This window comes from Microbacterium sp. NPDC058062 (genome assembly GCF_042885375.1).
GTDB lineage: Bacteria > Actinomycetota > Actinomycetes > Actinomycetales > Microbacteriaceae > Microbacterium > Microbacterium trichothecenolyticum_C.
On sequence record NZ_JBHVSC010000001.1, the window covers coordinates 555,076 to 574,029 of the forward strand.

An 18,954-nucleotide genomic window follows, 5' to 3' on the forward strand; every position below is an offset into this window, starting at 1 on the left:
AATGGGTCGGCTGGACGGTCGCGTCGCGGACGGTTCGCCGTCGCGCCGAGGAACGTCCGGGCTCCACAGGGCAGGGCGGTGGGTAACACCCACCCGGAGCGATCCGCGAGACAGTGCCACAGAAAGCAGACCGCCCGGCTTCGGCCGGGTAAGGGTGAAAGGGTGGTGTAAGAGACCACCGGGGTCGTGGTGACACGACCCGCACGGTAAACCTCGCCCGGAGCAAGGCCATACAGGGGATGACGACGCGGCCCGCCGAGTCCCCGGGTAGGCCGCTGGAGCGGCACGGCAACGTGTCGCCGAGAGAGATGACCGTCCACGGGGCTCACGCCCCCGGACAGAACCCGGCGTACAGGCCGGCCCATTCGCCCTCTCCGCCGCGCTCGGTGGCGGCGGCGTGTCAGCCGCGCGCGAGCGCCGCGGCGCCGATGATCCCCGCGTTGTTGCGGTGCACCGCCGGCACGATCGGCGTCTTGATGTCGAGCAGCGGGAGGAAGTGGTCGGCATGCTTCGAGACCCCGCCGCCCACGACGAACAGGTCGGGGCTGAAGAGGAACTCGATGTGGCTGTAGTACCACTGCAGCCGCTTGGCCCACTGCTCCCACGAAAGGTGGTGACGCTCCATCGCGGAGTACGCGGCGTAGGCCTCGGCGTCCTTCCCGTGACGGGCACGCTGCACGTGACCGAGCTCCGAGTTCGGCACGAGCACGCCGTTGTACAGCAGCGCCGAGCCGATCCCGGTGCCGAGCGTGGTCAGGATCGTGAGCCCGGGCCGGTCCTTGGCGGCGCCGTAGCGGACCTCCGCGACCCCCGCGACATCCGCGTCGTTCGCGAAGTGGATGTCGCGACCCAGGCCGTCCTCGAAGAACTTCTCGGCGGCGAAGTCGATCCACTCGTCCGACACGTTCGCGGCCGACAGCGTGCGGCCGTTCTTGACGATCGCGGGGAACGCCACTCCGAGCGGAACCGACTGGTCGTCGGCGACACCCAGGGTCGACAGCACCTCCCGCACCGCGGCCAGCACGTCCGGCGGGTGCGCCCCGGCCGGCGTCGCGACCTTCACGCGATCGCTGACGAGTTCGCCCTTGTCGAGATCGACGATCCCCGCCTTGATTCCGGTGCCGCCGATGTCCACGCCGACGGCGCGTGCCGCGTCAGATGCCATGTCGACAGCCTATCGACGCCGACGCCGTCGCCGACGAGGCGGGCGTCAGTAGGATCGTGCTGAGGGCGACCAGCCCGCGATGCGAGGAGCGTGCACGATGACGAGCGGCAGCGACAAGTACTGGTACAACCTCAAGACCGGCGAGGTCGAGAAGGGCTTCGAATCGCCCGCCCCGGATCGCGCAGGCCCCTTCGACACTCCCGAGGAGGCCGCGAACGCTCCCGAGGTCATCAAGGAGCGCTCCCGCGCCTGGGCCTCGGAGGAGGCCCGCGAGGACTCCTGGGGCTCCGACACCGTGTCGGGCGAGGGCGGCGACGACCAGTAGTCTGGCTTTCACCGCGGTCATAGAGACACCTCGGGCGATCCGGCACCGGAGAGGACGCGATGGACAAGCAGCGTGACTTCGTTCTGAGGACCATCGAAGAACGAGGCGTGAAGTTCGTACGGCTGTGGTTCACAGACGTGATCGGCACGCTGAAGTCCGTCGCCATCGCACCCGCCGAGGTCGAGGGCGCGTTCAGCGAAGGCCTCGGATTCGACGGCTCCGCGATCGAGGGCCTGACGCGCTCCTACGAGTCGGATCTGCTGGCGCACCCCGACCCGACCACGTTCCAGACCCTGCCCTGGCGCGGCGAGATCGACCCGACCGCGCGCATGTTCTGCGACATCACCACGCCCGACGGGCAGCCGGCCGTGGCCGACCCGCGCCACGTCCTCAAGCGGACGCTCGCGAAGGCCGCCGACGCGGGGTTCACGTTCTACACGCACCCCGAGATCGAGTTCTACCTGCTGAAGTCGTCGTCCTTCGGAACCGAAGGCCCCGAGCCGGTCGACTCGGCCGGCTACTTCGACAACGTCCCGGGCGGCACCGCGCACGACTTCCGCCGCCGTTCGGTCCGCATGCTCGAGGACCTCGGCATCTCGGTGGAGTTCAGCCACCACGAGGGCGGCCCCGGTCAGAACGAGATCGACCTCCGCTACGCGGACGCGCTCACCACGGCCGACAACATCATGACGTTCCGCACCGTCATCAAAGAGGTGGCGATCGAGCAGGGCGTCTACGCGACGTTCATGCCGAAGCCCATGACGGGCAAGCCGGGAAGCGGCATGCACACGCACATGTCGCTGTTCGAGGGCGACGTCAACGCGTTCTACGAGGAGGGCGCGCAGTACCAGCTCTCGAAGGTCGGCCGTCAGTTCATCGCCGGCCTGCTGCGCCACGCGAACGAGATCTCGGCCGTGACGAACCAGTTCGTCAACTCGTACAAGCGGCTCTGGGGCGGCGACGAGGCGCCCAGCTTCATCTGCTGGGGCCACAACAACCGCTCGGCGCTCGTACGTGTTCCGCTGTACAAGCCCAGCAAGGGTCAGTCGTCGCGAGTCGAGTACCGCGCACTCGACTCGGCCGCGAACCCGTACCTGGCGTACGCGCTCATGCTCGCCGCAGGCCTCAAGGGCATCGAGAACGAGTACGAGCTGCCGCCCGAGGCGGAGGACAACGTCTGGTCGCTGACGGATGCTGAGCGCCGGGCTCTCGGGTACGCCCCGCTGCCCGCGAGCCTCGACCACGCGCTGGAGTTCATGGAGGAGTCCGAGCTCGTCGCCGAGACGCTGGGGGAGCAGGTCTTCAACCACGTGCTGCTCAACAAGCGCCGCGAGTGGCAGGAGTACCGCTCCCAGGTCACGCCGTTCGAGCTCAAGAGCAACCTCGAGCTGCTCTGAGACCGGCTGACGCATGTCTGCGAGCGACCGGCCGAGTTCGCTGACCCCGCTCGCCCGCCTCGGCTTCAGCCGCCTCACCGACGCCGAGGCACTCCTCGACGAGCTCTCCGACCTCATCGACGCGCCGCGCGACGCGCTACTCGACGGCGCCGTCGATGCGGCGGATCCCGACGAGGCGCTGCACGCTCTCGCGCGCCTCGCCCGCCGGGACTCCGCGCCCGTCCGCCGGGCGCAGGAACGACCGACGGCGTGGCGCGCCCTGTGGGCGCTCCTGGGGGCGTCGACCGGCTTCGGCGAGTTCTTCTTCCGTCACCCCGCCGAAGTCGATCAGCTCGCGGACGCGGGGGAGCGCCTTCCCACCCCCGACGAGCTGCGCTCGGAGCTGCTGGCGTCCATCGGCGCCGTGGACGGGTTCGCCGCCGACGGCGGCGAGAGCGCGTGGGTCGCGCTGCGCGTGCGGTACCGCCGCATGCTCGCGCGCATCGCCGCGTACGACCTCCTGAGCCCGGCACCGGTCGACGAGGTCGCCGCCGTGTCGGCACGGCTCGCGGATGCCGCGGGCGCGGCGCTCGAAGCGTCACTCGCGGTCGCCCGCACCCGTGTCTCGGGCGGTGCGGTCGGAGCAGGACTGTTCCCCCGCGAGCAGGTGGCGCGCACGAAGCTCGCGATCATCGGCATGGGCAAGACCGGCGCTCGCGAGCTCAACTACGTCAGCGACGTGGACGTCATCTTCGTGGGAGGCGGCGACGACGACGCCGTCGAGCAGTTCGGCGAAAGCCGCATCGTGGACATCGCGACGCGGCTGGCCGTCCAGACGATGCGCGGCATCTCCGGCGTCGAGATCGAGCCTCCGCTGTGGGAGGTCGACGCCAACCTGCGCCCCGAGGGCAAGCAGGGCGCGCTGGTGCGCACTCTCGACTCCCATCTGGCGTACTACGACCGATGGGCGAAGAGCTGGGAGTTCCAGGCGCTGCTGAAGGCGCGGCCCATCGCGGGCGACGAGGACCTCGCCCAGGCCTACATCGAAGCGGTGCAGCCGAAGGTGTGGACGAGCGCGGCGCGCGAGAACTTCGTCGACAGCGTGCAGCGCATGCGCGAGCGCGTCACGGAGCACATCCCGCCCGCCGACGTGCCGTACCAGCTCAAGCTCGGACCGGGCGGCATCCGCGACATCGAGTTCACCGTCCAGCTCCTCCAGCTGGTGCACGGCCTCTCAGACGACCGCATCCGCCAGCGCGGCACGCTCGAGGCGCTGGATGCGCTGGTCGCCGAGGGGTACATCGGCCGTGCCGAGGCATCCGCCTTCTCGCGCGACTACCGCGTCCTGCGTCTCCTCGAGCACCGCGTGCAGCTGCGCCAGCTGCGTCGCACGCATCTCATGCCGTCGCGCCCGGAGGACCTGCGCGTCCTCGCGCGCGCGACGGGCCTCGCCGACACCGGCGAGGGGATCTGGGAGCTGTGGGAGTCGGTCAAGCGCGAGGTGCGCGACATCCATGTCCGGCTCTTCTACCGGCCGCTGCTCTCCGCGGTCGCCGCGCTCCCCGCCGATGAGCGGGTGCTGTCGACCGAGCAGGCGCACGACCGTCTCGCGGCCATCGGCTTCGCCGACCCGGCGGGGGCGCTGCGGCACATCGCCGCCCTCACCACCGGCCTGAGCCGCAAGGCGACGATCCAGCGCCACCTCATGCCTGTCATGATCCGCTGGTTCGCCGACGGGGTCGATCCGGACTACGGCCTCCTGGCCTTCCGCCGCCTCAGCGAGCGGCTCGGCGACACGCACTGGTTCCTGCGCATGCTGCGGGACTCCTCGGGGGCCGCCGAGAGCCTCTCCCGCGTGCTGTCGGGCTCCCGCTACGTCGGCGAGCTGATCGAATGGATCCCCGAGTCCGCCGCATGGCTCGACGACCCCGAGCTGCTGCGTCCGCGCTCCGGCACGGCGCTGCAGCAGGAGGCGCGGGCCATCCAGACTCGCCACAAGACGGTCATCGAGGCGATGCGCGCGGTGCGGGCGCTACGGCGGCGCGAGCAGCTGCGCATTGCGATGGGCGCGATCCTCGGCAGCGTCACGATCGAAGAGGTCGCGGACGCGCTCACGACGATCACCGAAGTCACGATCCAGGCGACGCTGCGGGCGGTGCGCCGCGAGGTCGTGCCTCCGGAGGACCAGGCGCTCGATTTCTCCGTCATCGCGATGGGGCGATTCGGCGGAGCGGAGCTCGGCTTCGGCTCGGACGCCGACGTGATGTACGTCTACCGCCCGAACGGCGTCGATCCGCAGCGGGCACACGAGCTCGCCCTCAAGCTCGTCGCCGCCTTGCGCACGCATTCCGAGGACCACCGCGTCCCGCTCGATCTCGACGCCGATCTGCGCCCGGAGGGCCGCAACGGCCCGCTCGCGCGCTCCCTCGAGGCGTACGAGGAGTACTACCGGCGATGGGCGCTCTCGTGGGAGGCGCAGGCGCTGCTGCGGGCACGCGGCGTGGCCGGCAGCGTCAAGCTCATCGGCGACTTCATGAAGCTCGCCGACCGCGTGCGCTATCCCGAGCGCGTCGACCTCGCCGCCACCCGCGAGATCAAGCGCATCAAGGCGCGCGTCGAGAGCGAACGCCTGCCGCAGGGCGTCGACCCCTCACGTCATCTCAAGCTCGGCCCGGGCTCGCTCAGCGACGTCGAGTGGCTCGTACAGCTCCTGCAGCTGCAGCACGCCCACGCCGTGCCCGAGATGCGCACGACGTCGACCCTCGGTGCGCTCCGCGCCGCCGAGGGCGCGGGGCTCATCCCCGCCAGCGCTGCGGACCGCCTGGCGGAGGCCTGGCGTCTCGCAAGCCGCCTCCGCTCGGCGAACACGCTCCTGTCGGGTCAGACGAGCGACGTGCTCCCCGTCGACCGCAAGAAGCTCGACGGGATCGGGCGACTGCTGGAGTACCCGCCCCGGTCCGCCACGCAGGTCGAGGAGGACTACCTGGGGACCACCCGCCGGGCACGTCGCGTCTTCGAGAAGCTCTTCTACGGCTGATCCGGATGCTGCGGCCCGCGGCCGATCACGCGCCCGGGCAGTGCGGGATGCCGTCGATGCGGTCGCCCTCCAGCGGGTTCCCGGTGACGGCGCCCACCACGCGGACCGCGCGATCCCAGTAGCGGGCGTAGTGATTCGGGTCGGCGTTGATCTGGGTGCGGTGCGCGACGAGGGTCGGCTCCACCACCGCACGGTCGGGCACGCGCTCGGCCATGGCCCGGTAGAACACGGTCGCGGCCGTGTAGGGATCCAGGCGCGCTTCGCGCGTGCCCCAGGAGTCCTGCTGCTGGAAGAGGCCGATCGACGTGGTGCGGGAGCCGTCGGGGTTGGTCACACCGCTCGTCTCCCAGTCGCCGTAGTCGATGTTGCGCAGCGACGACTCACCCATCGCGGTCATGACGGCGATGGTCTGGTCCCGCGCGTCGAATCCGAGGTCCCTGCCGGCCGCCAGGATCGTGCAGGCGTTCGTGAGCTGCTCGAACCGGTACCCGGCGACCGCGGGCTCGATCATCGGCGGCGGCGCGGGCGCACGGTCGTCGGGGGCGAGTGCGATCTCGTCCGCCCATGACATCCGGAAGCTCCCGGCGAGGAACGCCGCTCCGCCCAGGAACGCGGCGAACAGGATCACCGGCACGGCGATCGCCAGCGCGACGCCGGTGCGCCGACCGCGCCGACGGGCGTGTCGCTGCGGCCTGCGCCTGCGCGCCGCCGGCGAGCGACGCGCACTGCGCCGTCGTGTCGTCGCGGTGGTGCGGCTGGGCATCGTCTTCGCCTTCTGTCGGTGCGAGCTGTCGGTCCGGGTGCGGAGCGCTCGTTCAGCCTAGGCCGCACGCCGGGCCGCGGCATCCATCTCCCAGCGAACACAGAAGCGGGCCCCGGTCTCCCGGGGCCCGCCTGCGGTGCTGGAACGTCAGACGCCGAAGTACAGCTCGTACTCGAACGGGTGCGGACGCGCGTTGAGCGGCTGGATCTCGTTCTCGATCTTGTACTCGATCCACGTCTCGATCAGCTCGGGCGTGAAGACGCCGCCCTTGAGCAGGAACTCGTGGTCGGCGCGGAGCGCGTCGAGCGAGTCGAGCAGCGAGTTCGGCACCTGCGGGATGTTCTTCGCCTCCTCGGGGGGAAGCTCGTACAGGTCCTTGTCGACGGGCTCGTGCGGCTCGATGCGGTTCTGGATGCCGTCGAGGCCGGCCATGAGCTGCGCGGCGAACGCGAGGTACGGGTTGCCCGAGGCGTCCGGTGCGCGGAACTCGATGCGCTTGGCCTTGGGGTTGGAGCCCGTGATCGGGATGCGGATGGCCGCCGAGCGGTTGCCGGCCGAGTACACCAGGTTGACCGGAGCCTCGTAGCCCTTGACGAGGCGCTTGTACGAGTTGAGCGTCGGGTTGGTGAACGCGAGCAGCGCCGGCGCGTGCGCCAGGATGCCGCCGATGTACCAGCGCGCGAGGTCGGAGAGCTGCGCGTAGCCCTTCTCGTCGTAGAAGAGGGGCTTGCCCTCGAGCCACAGCGACTGGTGCGTGTGCATGCCCGAGCCGTTGTCGCCGAAGAGCGGCTTGGGCATGAAGGTCGCGACCTTGCCCCACTCGTTCGCCACGTTCTTGACGATGTACTTGAACTTCAGGATGTCGTCGGCCGCGTGCACCATGGTGTCGAAGCGGTAGTTGATCTCCTGCTGGCCGCCGGTGCCGACCTCGTGGTGCGAGCGCTCCAGGAGCAGGCCCGACTCGATGAGGCGGAGGCTGATGTCGTCGCGGAGGTCGGCCGTCTTGTCGACGGGGGAGACCGGGAAGTAGCCGCCCTTGAAGGGGGTCTTGTTCGCGAGGTTGCCGCCCTCTTCGGCACGGCCGGTGTTCCAGGCGCCCTCTTCGGAGTCCACCGAGTAGAAGCTCGAGTTCTGCTTCACCTCGTAGCGGACGTCGTCGAAGATGTAGAACTCCGCCTCGGGCGCGAAGAACGCGGTGTCGGCGATGCCGGTCGAGGCGAGGTACTTCTCAGCCTTCTTGGCGACCTGGCGCGGGTCCTTCGAGTAGATCTCGCCGTTGCGCGGGTTGTAGATGTCGAAGACCATGATGAGGGTCTTCGCCTCGCGGAACGGGTCGAGGTACGCCGTCGACACGTCCGGGATCAGCTGCATGTCCGATTCGTGGATGTTCGCGAAGCCTCGGATGGAGGAGCCGTCGAACAGCTGGCCGACCGTGAAGAACTCTTCGTCGACGGTGGAGGCCGGGATGTTGAAGTGCTGCTGCACGCCAGGAAGATCCGTGAAACGGATGTCGAGGAACTTGACGTCCTCGTCCTTGATGAACTTCAGCACCTCGGATGAATCTTTGAACATGAAGACTCCAGAGGTAGGGCATTCGGATCCGCCCGTACGGGCCGGGCACTCTGGCAAGGTACCCGCAGGGCATTGCCCTCCAGTATCACTTGTGTTTCAGGGATGTTACGACGACCTGGGTACGCTGGGGAAGTGACGCAGAGCATCCAGGACTATCCCGGCGAACGCCTCGGGCTGCCCCGCGAGGGCACCGGATCCATCGGCCGTCTGGGTCGCCGCGTCGGCGCTCTCTGCCTCGATTACGGCGCCGCGTACCTCATCTCGGGCTTCTTCGGATGGGACCCGCTCGCGATCCTCGCGATCTTCGCCGCCATCCAGATCGTGTTCCTGCCGACGCTCCAGGGGAGCCCCGGCCACCGCATCTTCGGCCTGCGCCTGGTGCGCCTCGACGGCGCATGGGTGGGCCTGTGGCGTCCCGTCATCCGCACGGCGCTCCTGATCCTCGCGATCCCGGCGGTCATCTGGGACGCCGACCAGCGGGGTCTCCACGACAAGGCCGCGGGCACGGTGCTCATCCGCTCGTGAGACGGAAGAACCCGGCCCGGCGTATCCGCCGGACCGGGTTCACGCGCGAGCGGCTCAGCGCGGACGCGGCGCCCGCACCTTCGTGGGGTCGATGCCCTTCGGGATCGGCAGCGACGTCAGCGACTGCGAGACCGATTCGATGCGCTTGATGACCGCGGCCATCGTGGCCCGGTCGATCTTGGTGGGCAGCGACTTGATGGTGGGCGCGAGTTTCGAGATCGGGGTCTCTCCCTCGCCGTGACCGACGTAGAGCACCGTCACGGGAACGCCCGACGCGACGCGCTGGACCTTCGACCGCTCGTCGTTCACGAGGCGCGTGAGCCGGCCGCGGGCGCCTTCGCCCACGATCACGACGCCGCCGCGCCCGACGGCGCGGTAGACGGCTTCCTGCGTCTTGGGGTTGATGCCGACCGGCATCTCGCTGGCCTGCCACTTGCGGCCGAGCGACGTCGACATGACGTGGCCGGTGGCTCCCGGCATCCCATCGATCTTCTTGTACATCGCCTGGGTCGACAGCCGGGTCATCGTCATCATCGACGCGAGGACGCCGAGCATGAGGCCGGTGACGCCCCACAGGATGACGCTCCAGACGGCGACCGGCGGGATGAGGAACCCGATGCCCACACCCACGGCGATGCCGAGGAGGAGGATGCCGACCAGGAGGAACGGCAGCCAGCGGAACTCCTTCTGGGTGAAGGTGTAGAGGGTGCGGATCTGGGAGAAGAATCCCGGGCCCTTCTCGGGGGCGGAACTGCGCGCGGCCATAACTTCCAGCCTACCTTTTCGCGGGCTCGTGCTCGGCTCCTCCACAGTCGGGCATGGGCGCCGTTCTTCCACAGACGACCGCCGACCGAGGCTGTCGCGTCACGCACCGCCGCACACTGGCGTCATGACGACCGTCGACGGCTCGTTCGGGAGCACCTACCGCGCCATCCGGGCGGTGCGGGCGCGGGAGGACGGCCCGTGGCCCGGAACCCTCGTCCGCACCGCCGGCGGCGACGCCTGCGTGCTGGTCGACGCCGACGTCCTCGGCCCGCACTGGCGGGGATGGGATGCCGACCCCGATGGTCACGTGCTGGCCCCGGCCGACATCGTCCGACGCGTCGACGGCCACGACGCGGTCCTGCCGGTCTGCTCCGAACGCCTCGAGGACTTCGTCCGGCGGAGAGCCGCACGCATGCCCCTCAGCCTGGGCGAGGCCGTCACGCTCGGCGTCAGCGTGCTGCGCGGCTGCACCGAGGTCGCCGGCACACCCGATATCGAGGGCGACTGGTGGCTCGACGATGCCGGCAGGCCGGTGATGGCGACGGATGCCTCGGCCCGGCGCGTGTTCGAGGCATCCGCCGCCGTCCTCGAGGGGGTGGGCGTCGACCCGCCCGCGCAGCGCACGTGGCAGACGGCGCTGCGAGCCGTCACCGCGGAGCGCATCTCGATCCATGAACTGGAGGCCGCCGAGGAGGCGCTGTTCGCCCTGGCCGAGGCGGAGCCCCTCAGCATCGTCAGCCTCAGTCCTCGCAGTGCGAGCGATGGCGTCGCCCGTGCGCACGAGGGCACGCACCGCGCGGCGGACGGGCCGCACGAATCCGCGCCGCGGTCGATGTGGCAGACGCTCGTCGCCGGCGTGGACGACGAGCTCTCCGACACCGTGTCGCGGGCGACGACCGCGGTGTGGCGGCGGTTGCGGCCGCGCTCCGGCGAGGCGCCGAGAACCGGCGCGAGACGCGCGCCGTGGCTGGTCGGAGGGGCCGTCGCGGTCGCCGTGCTGGCCGGCGGTGCGCTGTGGCCGACCGCGAGCGGCGTCGCGACCGATGCGCGACCGAGCGATTCGCCCGCGGCGACGCCTGGGTCCGCGGCATCCGTCCCGGCCGATGCCGACCCCTCCGCGACACCCCGCAGCGACTCTCCACCCGGTGAGCCGGCCGACCTCGCCCTTTTCACGGCCGAACTGCTCGACGCACGGATCGCGTGCACCGGCGACGCCTCCTGCCTCACGACGGTGACGGTCGACGGGGCGCCCCTATCCGGCGGTGCCGTCGATCGCCCCGCGGCAGAGCGGACGGTCACGCTCCTCGACGACTTCGGCGACATCGCGGTCCTGCGGGTCGACGCGAACGACGGGTCCACCCCTTCGCAGATGGTCGTGATCCTGCGCAGAGACGAGAAATGGCTGCTGCGCGACGTCTCCGACGTCGCGCAGCAGCCCTAGAAGCGGGGACCGCTCCGGATCAGATGCCGAGCTGGCCCTCGAACGCGGCGGCCTCCAGGCGCGTCTTCACGGCGCCGAGGAAGCGAGCGGCGTCCGCACCGTCGACCACGCGGTGGTCGTACGACAGCGCCAGGTAGACGTACGAGCGCACCGAGATCGCGTCCTTGCCGTCGACCGTCACGACGCCGGGGCGCTTGACGACCACGCCGGTGCCGAGGATCGCGGTCTGGGGCAGGAACACGACGGGGGTGTCGAACAGCGCGCCGCGCGAACCGGTGTTGGTCAGCGTGAACGTGCCGCCCGCGAGCTCGTCGGGCTTCAGCTTGTTGTCGCGGGTGCGCGCGGCGAGGTCGGCGATCTCGTGCGCGATCTGAGCGAGGTTCTTGCTCGCCGCGTCACGCAGCACAGGGGTGAGCAGGCCGCGCTCGGTGTCGACGGCGATCGACAGGTTCTCGGTCGCCGGGTAGACGATCTGGTCGCCGTCCACCGTCGAGTTGACGACGGGGTACGCCTGGAGCGCCTCGGCGGCGGCCAGCGCGAAGAACGGCAGGAACGACAGCTTGTCGCCCGTCTTGGCCAGGAAGTCGTTCTTCACCTTGTCGCGGAACGTCGCGAGCTTCGTGACGTCGACCTCGACCACCGTCGTGAGCTGCGCCGTCGACTGCATCGACTCCACCGCACGCGAGGCCAGCACCTTGCGCAGGCGCGACATCGGCTGCGTCGTGCCGCGCAGCGGCGAGACCTCGAGCGGCGCGGGTGCGGCCGCCGCTGCGGTAGCAGGAGCGGCGGGAGCGGCTGCGGCCTCGGCGGCCTTGAGCACGTCCTCCTTGCGGATGCGGCCACCGACTCCGGTGCCCTTCACCGAGCCGAGGTCGACACCCTGCTGCTGAGCCAGGCGGCGCACGAGCGGGGTGACGTACGTGATCCCGTCCTCCTCGGCGACCACCGCCGGCGCAGCGGGCGCCGGTGCGGCGGCCGGGACCGGCGCGGCAGCGGGGGCAGGCGCGGCAGCCGGGGCCGGAGCCTCGGCGGGAGCGGGCGCGGCGGCGGGAGCCGCGGGAGCGGGTGCCTCGGCGGCGGGAGCCGGCGCAGCCGCCGGCGCCTCAGCGGGCGCGGCCGCGGTGGGCGCCGCACCGGCCTCGCCGATGCGGGCGAGCGGGGAGCCGACGGCCACCGTCTCGTCCTCGGGGACCAGGATCTCGGTGAGCACGCCGGCGAACGGCGACGGGATCTCGGTGTCGACCTTGTCGGTCGAGATCTCGAGGAGCGGCTCGTCCACGGCGACCTCGTCGCCGATCTGCTTGAGCCAGCGGGTCACGGTGCCCTCGGTCACGCTCTCCCCGAGCTCGGGGAGGACGACGTCCTTGCCGCCGCCTGCGGGCGCGGCGGGGGCGGCGGGCTGCTCGGCTGCCGGCGCGGCCTCAGCGGGCGCGGCGGCAGCTTCGGCGGCCGGAGCCTCGGCGGGGACCGCGGGAGCGGGCTCTGCGGCAGCGGCCTCGGGCGCCGGGGCGGCCTCGGAGGACCCGGAGCCGTCGCCGATCTTCGCCAGCACGGCGCCGACCTCGACGGTCTCGTCCTCCTGCACGAGGATCTCCTCGATCACGCCGCTGACCGGCGAGGGGATCTCGGTGTCCACCTTGTCCGTGGAGATCTCGAGCAGGCCCTCGTCCGCCTGGACCGTGTCGCCGACGTTCTTGAGCCAGCGGGTGACCGTTCCCTCGGTCACGCTCTCGCCGAGAGCGGGGAGGACCACGGATGTGCTCATGAGGATGTCTCCTTCTGAAGAAATATCGGATCTAGCTTAGTGATGGGGCGCGGCCCGACGGGTCACAGCGCGTGCAGGGGCTTGCCTGCGAGAGCGAGGAACGCCTCGCCGAGCGCTTCGGACTGGGTCGGGTGCGCGTGGATGAACGGTGCGATGTCTTCGGGGTGGGCCTCCCAGCCCACGACGAGCTGACCCTCGGTGATGAGTTCGCCGACGCGGTCGCCGATCAGGTGGACGCCGAGGACCGGCCCTTCCTTCACGCGGACGACCTTGACGATGCCGCTCGTGCCGAGGATCTCGCTCTTGCCGTTGCCCGCGAGGTTGTACTCGTAGGCGACGATGCCGTCCGCGCCGTGCGCGTCGGCCGCCTGCGCCTCCGTGAGGCCGACGGACGCCACTTCGGGGTGGCTGTACGTGACCTTCGGGATGTGGGCGTCGGGAATGAGGACGGGGGAGAGCCCGGCGATCTCCTCGGCGACGAAGATGCCCTGCTGGAAGCCGCGGTGCGCGAGCTGCGGGCCCGGGACGATGTCGCCGACGGCCCAGACGTGGTCGACGCCGGTGCGCAGCCGCTCGTCGGCGATGACGAAGCCGCGGTCGATCGTCACACCCGCCTCCTCGTAGCCGAGGCCCGCGGTCGCGGGTCCGCGCCCGACGGCGACGAGCAGGTAGTCGGCGGTGAAGGTCTTGCCGTCCTCGAGCGTGACGGTCACGGCGTCGGCGGTCTGCGTCGCGGTCTGGAAACGCACGCCGAGCGAGTACTGGATGCCGCGGCGCCGGAACGCGCGCTCGAGGCCCTTGCTGAGCGACAGATCCTCGTTGGGCGCGAGGTGATCGAGCGCCTCGACGATCGTGACGTCGGCGCCGAACGAGCGCCAGACGCTCGCGAACTCGACGCCGATGACGCCGCCGCCGAGGATCATTACGCTGCCCGGGATCTCATCCAGCTCGAGCGCGTGCTCGCTGGTGAGGATGCGGCCGCCGATCTCGAGGCCGGGAAGGGTCCTGCTGTACGAGCCGGTGGCCAGCACGACGTCGGTGCCGCGATAGAGGTCGTCGCCGACACGGACGGCCGGGCCTGCCTCGAGGCGTCCCTCGCCGTTCACCACGGTGATGCCGCGCGCCTTGACCAGGCCCTCGAGCCCCTTGTACTTCTTCGCGACGATGCCCTCACGGTAGGCGCGCACACCCGCAGGGTCGACGCCCTCGAAGGTCGCGCGGATGCCGATGGCCGAGGCATCCCGTGCCGACTCGGCCACCTCGGCCGCGTGCAGCAGGGCCTTCGTCGGGATGCAGCCGCGGTGCAGGCACGTCCCGCCCACCTTGTCCTTCTCCACGAGGGCTACGGTCTTGCCGAGTTCCGCGGCGCGGAGCGCGGCTGCATAGCCGCCGCTTCCACCGCCGAGAATGACGAGATCGAAGGAGTGGTCGGTCATCGTGCCTCCTCATCGAGGTCTGCCAGGACGAAGCGGATCAGGCTGCGCACGGTGGCGGCAGTCGGTCCCTTGTCGGTGAAGCCGTACGGCGCGCCCTTGTGGGTCCCGCTGCCGGCGATGTCGAGATGCACCCAGGGGATTCGGGGCGCATCCGTCTCGTCGGCGGTGCGGCCGACGAAGTGACGCAGGAACAGTCCTGCGAAGAGCGAGCCGCCCGCAGGGTCGCCGATCTTGGCGTTCTGCAGGTCGGCGATGGGGGAGTCGAGCTCCTCCACCATGTGAGCGGGAAGGGGCAGCTGCCACGCGGGCTCGCCGGTCTCGGCGGCTGCCGCGAGGTAGGCGGCCACGGCGTCGTCGTCGCCCATCACACCCGTGTGGCGCGTGCCGAGGGCGATGAGGATCGCCCCGGTGAGCGTGGCGACGTCGACGATCACGTCGGGGTTCTCGCGGCTGGCGGCGACGAGTCCGTCGGCGAGCACGAGACGGCCCTCGGCATCCGTGTTGAGCACCTCCACGGTCGTGCCGTCGAGGAGGCGCAGCACGTCGCCGGGGCGCGTGGCGCGGCCGGACGGCATGTTGTCCGCCACGCACAGCCACGCCGTCACCTTGACGGGAGCGCCGACGGACGCCACGGCCCGCAGCACACCCAGAACGGTTGCGGCGCCCGCCATGTCGTACTTCATGCCGACCATCGAGGCGGCGGGCTTGAGCGACAGGCCTCCGGTGTCGAAGGTGATGCCCTTGCCCACCAGCGCGACGTGCCTGCCCGCGCCCTCCGGCGCGTACTCGAGGCGGACGAGACGCGGCGGACGGTCGGATCCCTGCCCCACGCCCAGGATGCCGCCGAAGCCCTGCTCGCGCAGCGCCTCTTCGTCGAGCACCTCGACGGTGACCGGCAGCTCGGCGACGGACTCGGTGGCGCGCTGCGCGACATCGGCGGGTCCGAGCCATTCGGCCGGGGTGTTGACGAGGTCCTTGACGAGGGCGATGGATGCCGCGGTCTCGACGATCAGCTTCAGCGCCGCGTCGTCCGGCTCGGCGCTGCCGTGGACGACCACGCGCTGCGCGCGCGGCTTCGGCGCCTCGGTCTTGTAGCCCTCGAAGCGGTATCCGCCGAGGGCGGCGCCCTCCGCGGCGGCGGTCCACAGCGAAGGATCGGCGTACGGAGCGGCCACGGCGACGGTCGCGAAGCCGGTGATGGCGCGGATCGCCGCGCCCACCGCATCGCGCAGGGCCGCGGCATCCGGAGCCGAACCGGTCCCGACGACGGCCAGCGGCAGCGTCGTCGCGTCCGGCGCATACGCGCGCACCCAGGCGCCCGCGGCGCCGGTGAAGCCCACCCCCGACAGCGCCTCGCGCAGGCCCGGCCAGTCCGAGAGATCCGGGGACCCCTCGGCGTCGAGCGGGGGGAGCGCGAGGAGAAGAAGGTCGGCGTCGGACTCTCGGACAGGTGCAGTGCGGTACTCGAGGTCGGGGAACGACATGGTCTCCATCCTAGGGACGACGACTGTTCGCTCTGAGCGCGACCATCGCGACCCGACCTCGGCGGACGGCTCGTAGCATGGGTGCATGCCTTTTCCCGGCCCGCTGTTCGAGCGTGCGGCTTCAGCGCCGCCCGTCCCGCGCGGGTTGCCGCTCGTGATCGCCCTGACCGGGTTCACCGATGCCGGCAGCGCCGTGAGCCGCCTGATCGACTACTTCCGCGACGAGCTCTCGCCGTCGCCCCTCGCCGTGTTCTCCAACGACACGCTGCTGGACTACCGCGCGCGCCGCCCGATCGTGTCGTTCGAGAAGGACCACCTCACCGACTACCGCCCGTCGCGCCTGGAGCTGTCGTTCGCCCACGACGCCCTCGGGCAGCCGTTCCTGCTGCTCGCCGGCTACGAGCCCGATTTCGCGTGGGATGCCTTCACCGAGGCGGTGCTCGAGTTCACCGAGGTGTACGGCGTCTCCACGGTGACGTGGGTGCACGCGATCCCGATGCCCGTGCCGCACACGCGGCCGATCGGCACGACGGTGAGCGGAACGCGGTCGGAGCTCACCGAAGCGCACTCGGTGTGGCAGCCCCACACCCAGGTGCCGGCGACGGCGGGCCACCTGCTGGAGTACCGCCTCGCCGCCGCGGGCGTGCGCGTCGCAGGCTTCGTGCTGCTGATCCCGCACTATCTCGGCGACACCGAGTACCCGGCAGCGGCTCTGGCCGCCCTCGACAGCCTCACCGTCGCGACGGGACTCGTGTTCGCGGGCGACGAGCTGCGCGAGGAGAACCGCGAGTACCTCGAGAAGGTCACCGAGCAGATCCAGGGCAGCGACGAGCTCGCGCGCATGGTGCAGGGCCTGGAAGAGCGCTACGACGCCTACATGGCGGGATCCACGCTGGCGACTCCGATGATCCACACGGGCGATCTGCCCAGCGCCGATGAGCTGGCGGCAGAACTCGAGCGGTTCCTGGCGACCCGCCCCGGAGAGGACGACAAGCGCGGCTCGTGATCGCGCTCTCGCCGCGCGTCGGCGGAATTCGACGCCGGACCGGTGCGTTGACACCAGGGATGGAGGTGCGCCGGTCTCGGCAGGGCGATGCTGGCGGCGCACGGCAAGTATGAGATACTAGACGCTCTGACCCGTTGTCAACCGTCTTCGTGGGGTATCCCTTCGAAGATGTGGACTTGACAAGGGTCTTACTAGTGTCCGAAACCGACCGGAGAGGCGCAGGGCGCCTCGACCGGTGAAAGGCGAAACGTGACTCCAGGCACGAACACCAAGGCTCGCTCGGCCGCGAAGGACACCGAGACGGACGAGACGAAGACGGCGGCCGCCAAGAAGGCTCCGGCAGCCAAGGGCGCCGCGAAGACCAAGGCCGCTCCGAAGACCGCGTCCAAGCGCGCGAAGAAGTCGGATGACGAGTTCGAGGACGACGTCGAGGAGCTCGACGACGACGTCGAACTCGAGGAGGACGGCGACGACACCGAGGGCGACACGGCCGAGGCCGGCGAGTCGGCGAAGGGCGCGAAGGCGTCCGGCGACGACGCCAACGCGACCGACGACGAGGAGGAAGAGGAGGAGAGCACCAAGCCGGCGTTCACCGAGCCTCTCCCGACCGGCGCAATCGTCATCTCGTCGAGCGACGAAGACGACGTCCCCGTCTACTCGACCCAGATCACGGGCGCGACGGCCGACCCGGTCAAGGACTACCTCAAGCAGATCGGCAAGGTGCCGCTCCTGAACGCGGCCGAAGAAGTCGAGCTCGCGATGCGGATCGAGGCGGGTCTGTTCGCCGAAGAGAAGCTGTCGCACATGTCGGCGGCCGAGAAGACCTCGCAGCTCGGACTCGACCTGCAGTGGGTCGCCCGCGACGGTCAGCGCGCGAAGAGCCACCTGCTTGGCGCGAACCTGCGCCTCGTGGTGTCGCTCGCCAAGCGCTACACCGGCCGCGGCATGCAGTTCCTGGATCTGATCCAGGAGGGCAACCTCGGCCTCATCCGCGCGGTCGAGAAGTTCGACTACACCAAGGGCTTCAAGTTCTCGACGTACGCGACGTGGTGGATCCGCCAGGCCATCACCCGCGCCATGGCCGACCAGGCCCGCACCATCCGCATCCCGGTGCACATGGTCGAGGTCATCAACAAGCTCGCGCGCGTCCAGCGTCAGATGCTGCAGGACCTCGGTCGCGAACCCACGCCCGAGGAGCTCAGCCGCGAGCTCGACATGACCCCCGAGAAGGTCATCGAGGTGCAGAAGTACGGCCGTGAGCCGATCTCGCTGCACACGCCCCTCGGCGAGGACGGCGACAGCGAGTTCGGTGACCTCATCGAGGACACCGAGGCCGTGGTCCCCGCCGACGCGGTGGGCTTCACGATGCTGCAGCGTCAGCTCGAGTCGCTCCTCGACTCGCTCTCGGAGCGCGAGGCCGGCGTGATCCGCATGCGCTTCGGCCTCGGCGACGGCCAGCCGAAGACGCTCGACCAGATCGGCGACACGTTCGGGGTCACCCGCGAGCGCATCCGCCAGATCGAGTCGAAGACGATGGCGAAGCTGCGGCACCCGTCGCGTTCGCAGTCGCTGCGGGACTATCTCGAGTGAGTGAGGCGAACGCCGGCAAGGCGCTCACCGTCCAGGTCGAGGGCTCGTCGTTCGCCCGCATCCCGATCCGCACGCGGGTCGTGATGCCGGGCGACGACCTCGACGAGTTCGTCCGCGAGTACGCGGCCGATGTCGTGCGCGAGGGCGACCTGCTGTTCGTGACCGAGAAGATCGTCGCGATCACGCAGGGCCGCTCGTACCTCGTGGAGGACATCAAGCCGCGCAAGCTGGCGCTCTTCCTCTCGAAGTACGTCACGCGCACGCCCTACGGCATCGGCCTGGGAATGCCCGAGACGATGGAGATGGCCCTCCGCGAGTGCGGCACGATCCGCATCCTGTTCGCGGCCGCCGTCTCCGCCGTCACCAAGCTGTTCGGGCGCAAGGGCGACTTCTACCGCATCGCGGGCGACAAGGCCCGGGCGATCGACGGACCGACGTCGGGCACGATCCCGCCGTACAACAAGGCGGTCGTGCTCGGACCCGAGCGCCCGCGTGAGGTCGCGACGCACCTCAAGGCGCTGCTGGGCGGCGTGCCCGAGGTGGCAGTGGTGGACATCAACGACCTCGGCGGCAACATCCTCGGCTCCACGCTCGACAAGGGCGAGGAGAAGCGGCTCGTCGCGATCCTCAAGGACAACCCGCTGGGTCAGGGCCACCAGTCGACCCCGCTCGGCATCGTCCGGACGATCTGACGGTTTCAGCAC

General features: G+C 70.4%; 15 protein-coding genes and 1 other RNA gene. 9 read left to right on the forward strand and 7 right to left on the reverse strand.

The annotated features are described in order from the left end of the window. Positions 1-2: 2 nt before the first annotated feature. Positions 3-368: RNase P RNA component class A (gene rnpB / locus ACFVSU_RS02360), an RNA gene on the forward strand. A gap of 32 nt (positions 369-400) precedes the next feature. On the opposite strand, the gene ppgK is transcribed toward rnpB, so the two are convergent. Then, complete coding sequence (ppgK, locus tag ACFVSU_RS02365) at positions 401-1,165, reverse strand: polyphosphate--glucose phosphotransferase (protein ID WP_387137480.1); 765 nt, start codon at positions 1,163-1,165, stop codon at positions 401-403. A 97-nt stretch (positions 1,166-1,262) separates the two neighbouring features. Between ppgK and ACFVSU_RS02370 the strand changes: the two genes are divergently transcribed. From ACFVSU_RS02370 to ACFVSU_RS02380, 3 genes are read left to right on the forward strand one after another with little or no spacing between them, the layout of a single operon-like run. Further along, a complete protein-coding gene (locus tag ACFVSU_RS02370) occupies positions 1,263-1,490 on the forward strand; it encodes an SPOR domain-containing protein (RefSeq protein WP_387137483.1) in 228 nt (75 codons plus the stop codon). A gap of 59 nt (positions 1,491-1,549) precedes the next feature. Continuing rightward, positions 1,550-2,887 carry a type I glutamate--ammonia ligase gene (gene glnA, locus ACFVSU_RS02375; protein ID WP_387137486.1) on the forward strand — a complete coding sequence of 446 codons (1,338 nt, stop codon included), beginning with the start codon at positions 1,550-1,552 and terminating at the stop codon, positions 2,885-2,887. A gap of 13 nt (positions 2,888-2,900) precedes the next feature. Beyond that, the gene (locus ACFVSU_RS02380; protein ID WP_387137489.1) at positions 2,901-5,903 is read left to right on the forward strand and encodes a bifunctional [glutamine synthetase] adenylyltransferase/[glutamine synthetase]-adenylyl-L-tyrosine phosphorylase; all 3,003 of its coding nucleotides are present in this window, start codon (positions 2,901-2,903) and stop codon (positions 5,901-5,903) included. A 25-nt stretch (positions 5,904-5,928) separates the two neighbouring features. Here the strand turns inward: ACFVSU_RS02380 and ACFVSU_RS02385 are convergent, their stop codons facing one another. Together ACFVSU_RS02385 and glnA (ACFVSU_RS02390) are read right to left on the reverse strand one after the other, a co-directional pair. Then, positions 5,929-6,666, reverse strand: a complete 738-nt coding sequence (locus ACFVSU_RS02385; RefSeq protein ID WP_387137492.1) for a peptidase M23 — start codon at positions 6,664-6,666, stop codon at positions 5,929-5,931. 147 nt (positions 6,667-6,813) lie between these two features. After that, positions 6,814-8,238 (reverse strand): type I glutamate--ammonia ligase, encoded by a 1,425-nt coding sequence (gene glnA, locus ACFVSU_RS02390; protein ID WP_310290931.1) that lies wholly within the window; start codon positions 8,236-8,238, stop codon positions 6,814-6,816. 132 nt (positions 8,239-8,370) lie between these two features. On the opposite strand from glnA (ACFVSU_RS02390), the gene ACFVSU_RS02395 reads away from it, so the two are divergent. Then, a complete protein-coding gene (locus ACFVSU_RS02395) occupies positions 8,371-8,763 on the forward strand; it encodes an RDD family protein (RefSeq protein WP_387137496.1) in 393 nt (130 codons plus the stop codon). Positions 8,764-8,817: 54 nt separating this feature from the next. Here the strand turns inward: ACFVSU_RS02395 and ACFVSU_RS02400 are convergent, their stop codons facing one another. Then, positions 8,818-9,528, reverse strand: a complete 711-nt coding sequence (locus ACFVSU_RS02400) for a DUF4191 family protein (protein ID WP_056367342.1) — start codon at positions 9,526-9,528, stop codon at positions 8,818-8,820. A gap of 124 nt (positions 9,529-9,652) precedes the next feature. Between ACFVSU_RS02400 and ACFVSU_RS02405 the strand changes: the two genes are divergently transcribed. Continuing rightward, the gene (locus ACFVSU_RS02405; RefSeq protein ID WP_387137501.1) at positions 9,653-10,969 is read left to right on the forward strand and encodes a hypothetical protein; all 1,317 of its coding nucleotides are present in this window, start codon (positions 9,653-9,655) and stop codon (positions 10,967-10,969) included. A gap of 19 nt (positions 10,970-10,988) precedes the next feature. Here the strand turns inward: ACFVSU_RS02405 and sucB are convergent, their stop codons facing one another. The 3 genes from sucB to ACFVSU_RS02420 form a co-directional block, all read right to left on the reverse strand. After that, positions 10,989-12,734, reverse strand: a complete 1,746-nt coding sequence (gene sucB / locus ACFVSU_RS02410; RefSeq protein WP_387137504.1) for a 2-oxoglutarate dehydrogenase, E2 component, dihydrolipoamide succinyltransferase — start codon at positions 12,732-12,734, stop codon at positions 10,989-10,991. Between the two features lie 62 nt (positions 12,735-12,796). Then, positions 12,797-14,170 carry a dihydrolipoyl dehydrogenase gene (gene lpdA, locus ACFVSU_RS02415; RefSeq protein WP_387137507.1) on the reverse strand — a complete coding sequence of 458 codons (1,374 nt, stop codon included), beginning with the start codon at positions 14,168-14,170 and terminating at the stop codon, positions 12,797-12,799. Continuing rightward, positions 14,167-15,654: a leucyl aminopeptidase gene (locus tag ACFVSU_RS02420; RefSeq protein ID WP_387137510.1), complete on the reverse strand. Its 1,488-nt coding sequence runs from the start codon at positions 15,652-15,654 to the stop codon at positions 14,167-14,169. The genes lpdA and ACFVSU_RS02420 overlap by 4 nt, the downstream gene beginning before the upstream one ends. An 85-nt stretch (positions 15,655-15,739) precedes the next feature. Here ACFVSU_RS02420 and ACFVSU_RS02425 point away from each other — a divergent pair, with 85 nt between their 5' ends. From ACFVSU_RS02425 to ACFVSU_RS02435, 3 genes are all read left to right on the forward strand, one after another. Next, complete coding sequence (locus ACFVSU_RS02425) at positions 15,740-16,660, forward strand: PAC2 family protein (protein WP_310290922.1); 921 nt, start codon at positions 15,740-15,742, stop codon at positions 16,658-16,660. A gap of 249 nt (positions 16,661-16,909) precedes the next feature. Beyond that, positions 16,910-18,250 carry an RNA polymerase sigma factor gene (locus tag ACFVSU_RS02430; protein WP_310290920.1) on the forward strand — a complete coding sequence of 447 codons (1,341 nt, stop codon included), beginning with the start codon at positions 16,910-16,912 and terminating at the stop codon, positions 18,248-18,250. Then, the gene (locus ACFVSU_RS02435; RefSeq protein ID WP_387137514.1) at positions 18,247-18,942 is read left to right on the forward strand and encodes a coenzyme F420-0:L-glutamate ligase; all 696 of its coding nucleotides are present in this window, start codon (positions 18,247-18,249) and stop codon (positions 18,940-18,942) included. Before ACFVSU_RS02430 ends, ACFVSU_RS02435 begins: the two co-directional genes overlap by 4 nt. Positions 18,943-18,954: the final 12 nt, after the last annotated feature.

Excerpts from the sequence above, each read along its gene's own strand:
- ppgK (WP_387137480.1), bottom strand. The coding sequence starts at position 1,165 with ATGGCATCTGACGCGGCACGCGCCGTCGGCGTGGACATCGGCGGCACC.
- ACFVSU_RS02425 (WP_310290922.1), top strand. The coding sequence starts at position 15,740 with ATGCCTTTTCCCGGCCCGCTGTTCGAGCGTGCGGCTTCAGCGCCGCCC.
- ACFVSU_RS02385 (WP_387137492.1), bottom strand. The coding sequence starts at position 6,666 with ATGCCCAGCCGCACCACCGCGACGACACGACGGCGCAGTGCGCGTCGC.
- glnA (WP_387137486.1), top strand. The coding sequence starts at position 1,550 with ATGGACAAGCAGCGTGACTTCGTTCTGAGGACCATCGAAGAACGAGGC.
- sucB (WP_387137504.1), bottom strand. The coding sequence starts at position 12,734 with ATGAGCACATCCGTGGTCCTCCCCGCTCTCGGCGAGAGCGTGACCGAG.
- ACFVSU_RS02405 (WP_387137501.1), top strand. The coding sequence starts at position 9,653 with ATGACGACCGTCGACGGCTCGTTCGGGAGCACCTACCGCGCCATCCGG.
- ACFVSU_RS02370 (WP_387137483.1), top strand. The coding sequence starts at position 1,263 with ATGACGAGCGGCAGCGACAAGTACTGGTACAACCTCAAGACCGGCGAG.
- ACFVSU_RS02380 (WP_387137489.1), top strand. The coding sequence starts at position 2,901 with ATGTCTGCGAGCGACCGGCCGAGTTCGCTGACCCCGCTCGCCCGCCTC.
- glnA (WP_310290931.1), bottom strand. The coding sequence starts at position 8,238 with ATGTTCAAAGATTCATCCGAGGTGCTGAAGTTCATCAAGGACGAGGAC.
- ACFVSU_RS02420 (WP_387137510.1), bottom strand. The coding sequence starts at position 15,654 with ATGTCGTTCCCCGACCTCGAGTACCGCACTGCACCTGTCCGAGAGTCC.
- lpdA (WP_387137507.1), bottom strand. The coding sequence starts at position 14,170 with ATGACCGACCACTCCTTCGATCTCGTCATTCTCGGCGGTGGAAGCGGC.
- ACFVSU_RS02400 (WP_056367342.1), bottom strand. The coding sequence starts at position 9,528 with ATGGCCGCGCGCAGTTCCGCCCCCGAGAAGGGCCCGGGATTCTTCTCC.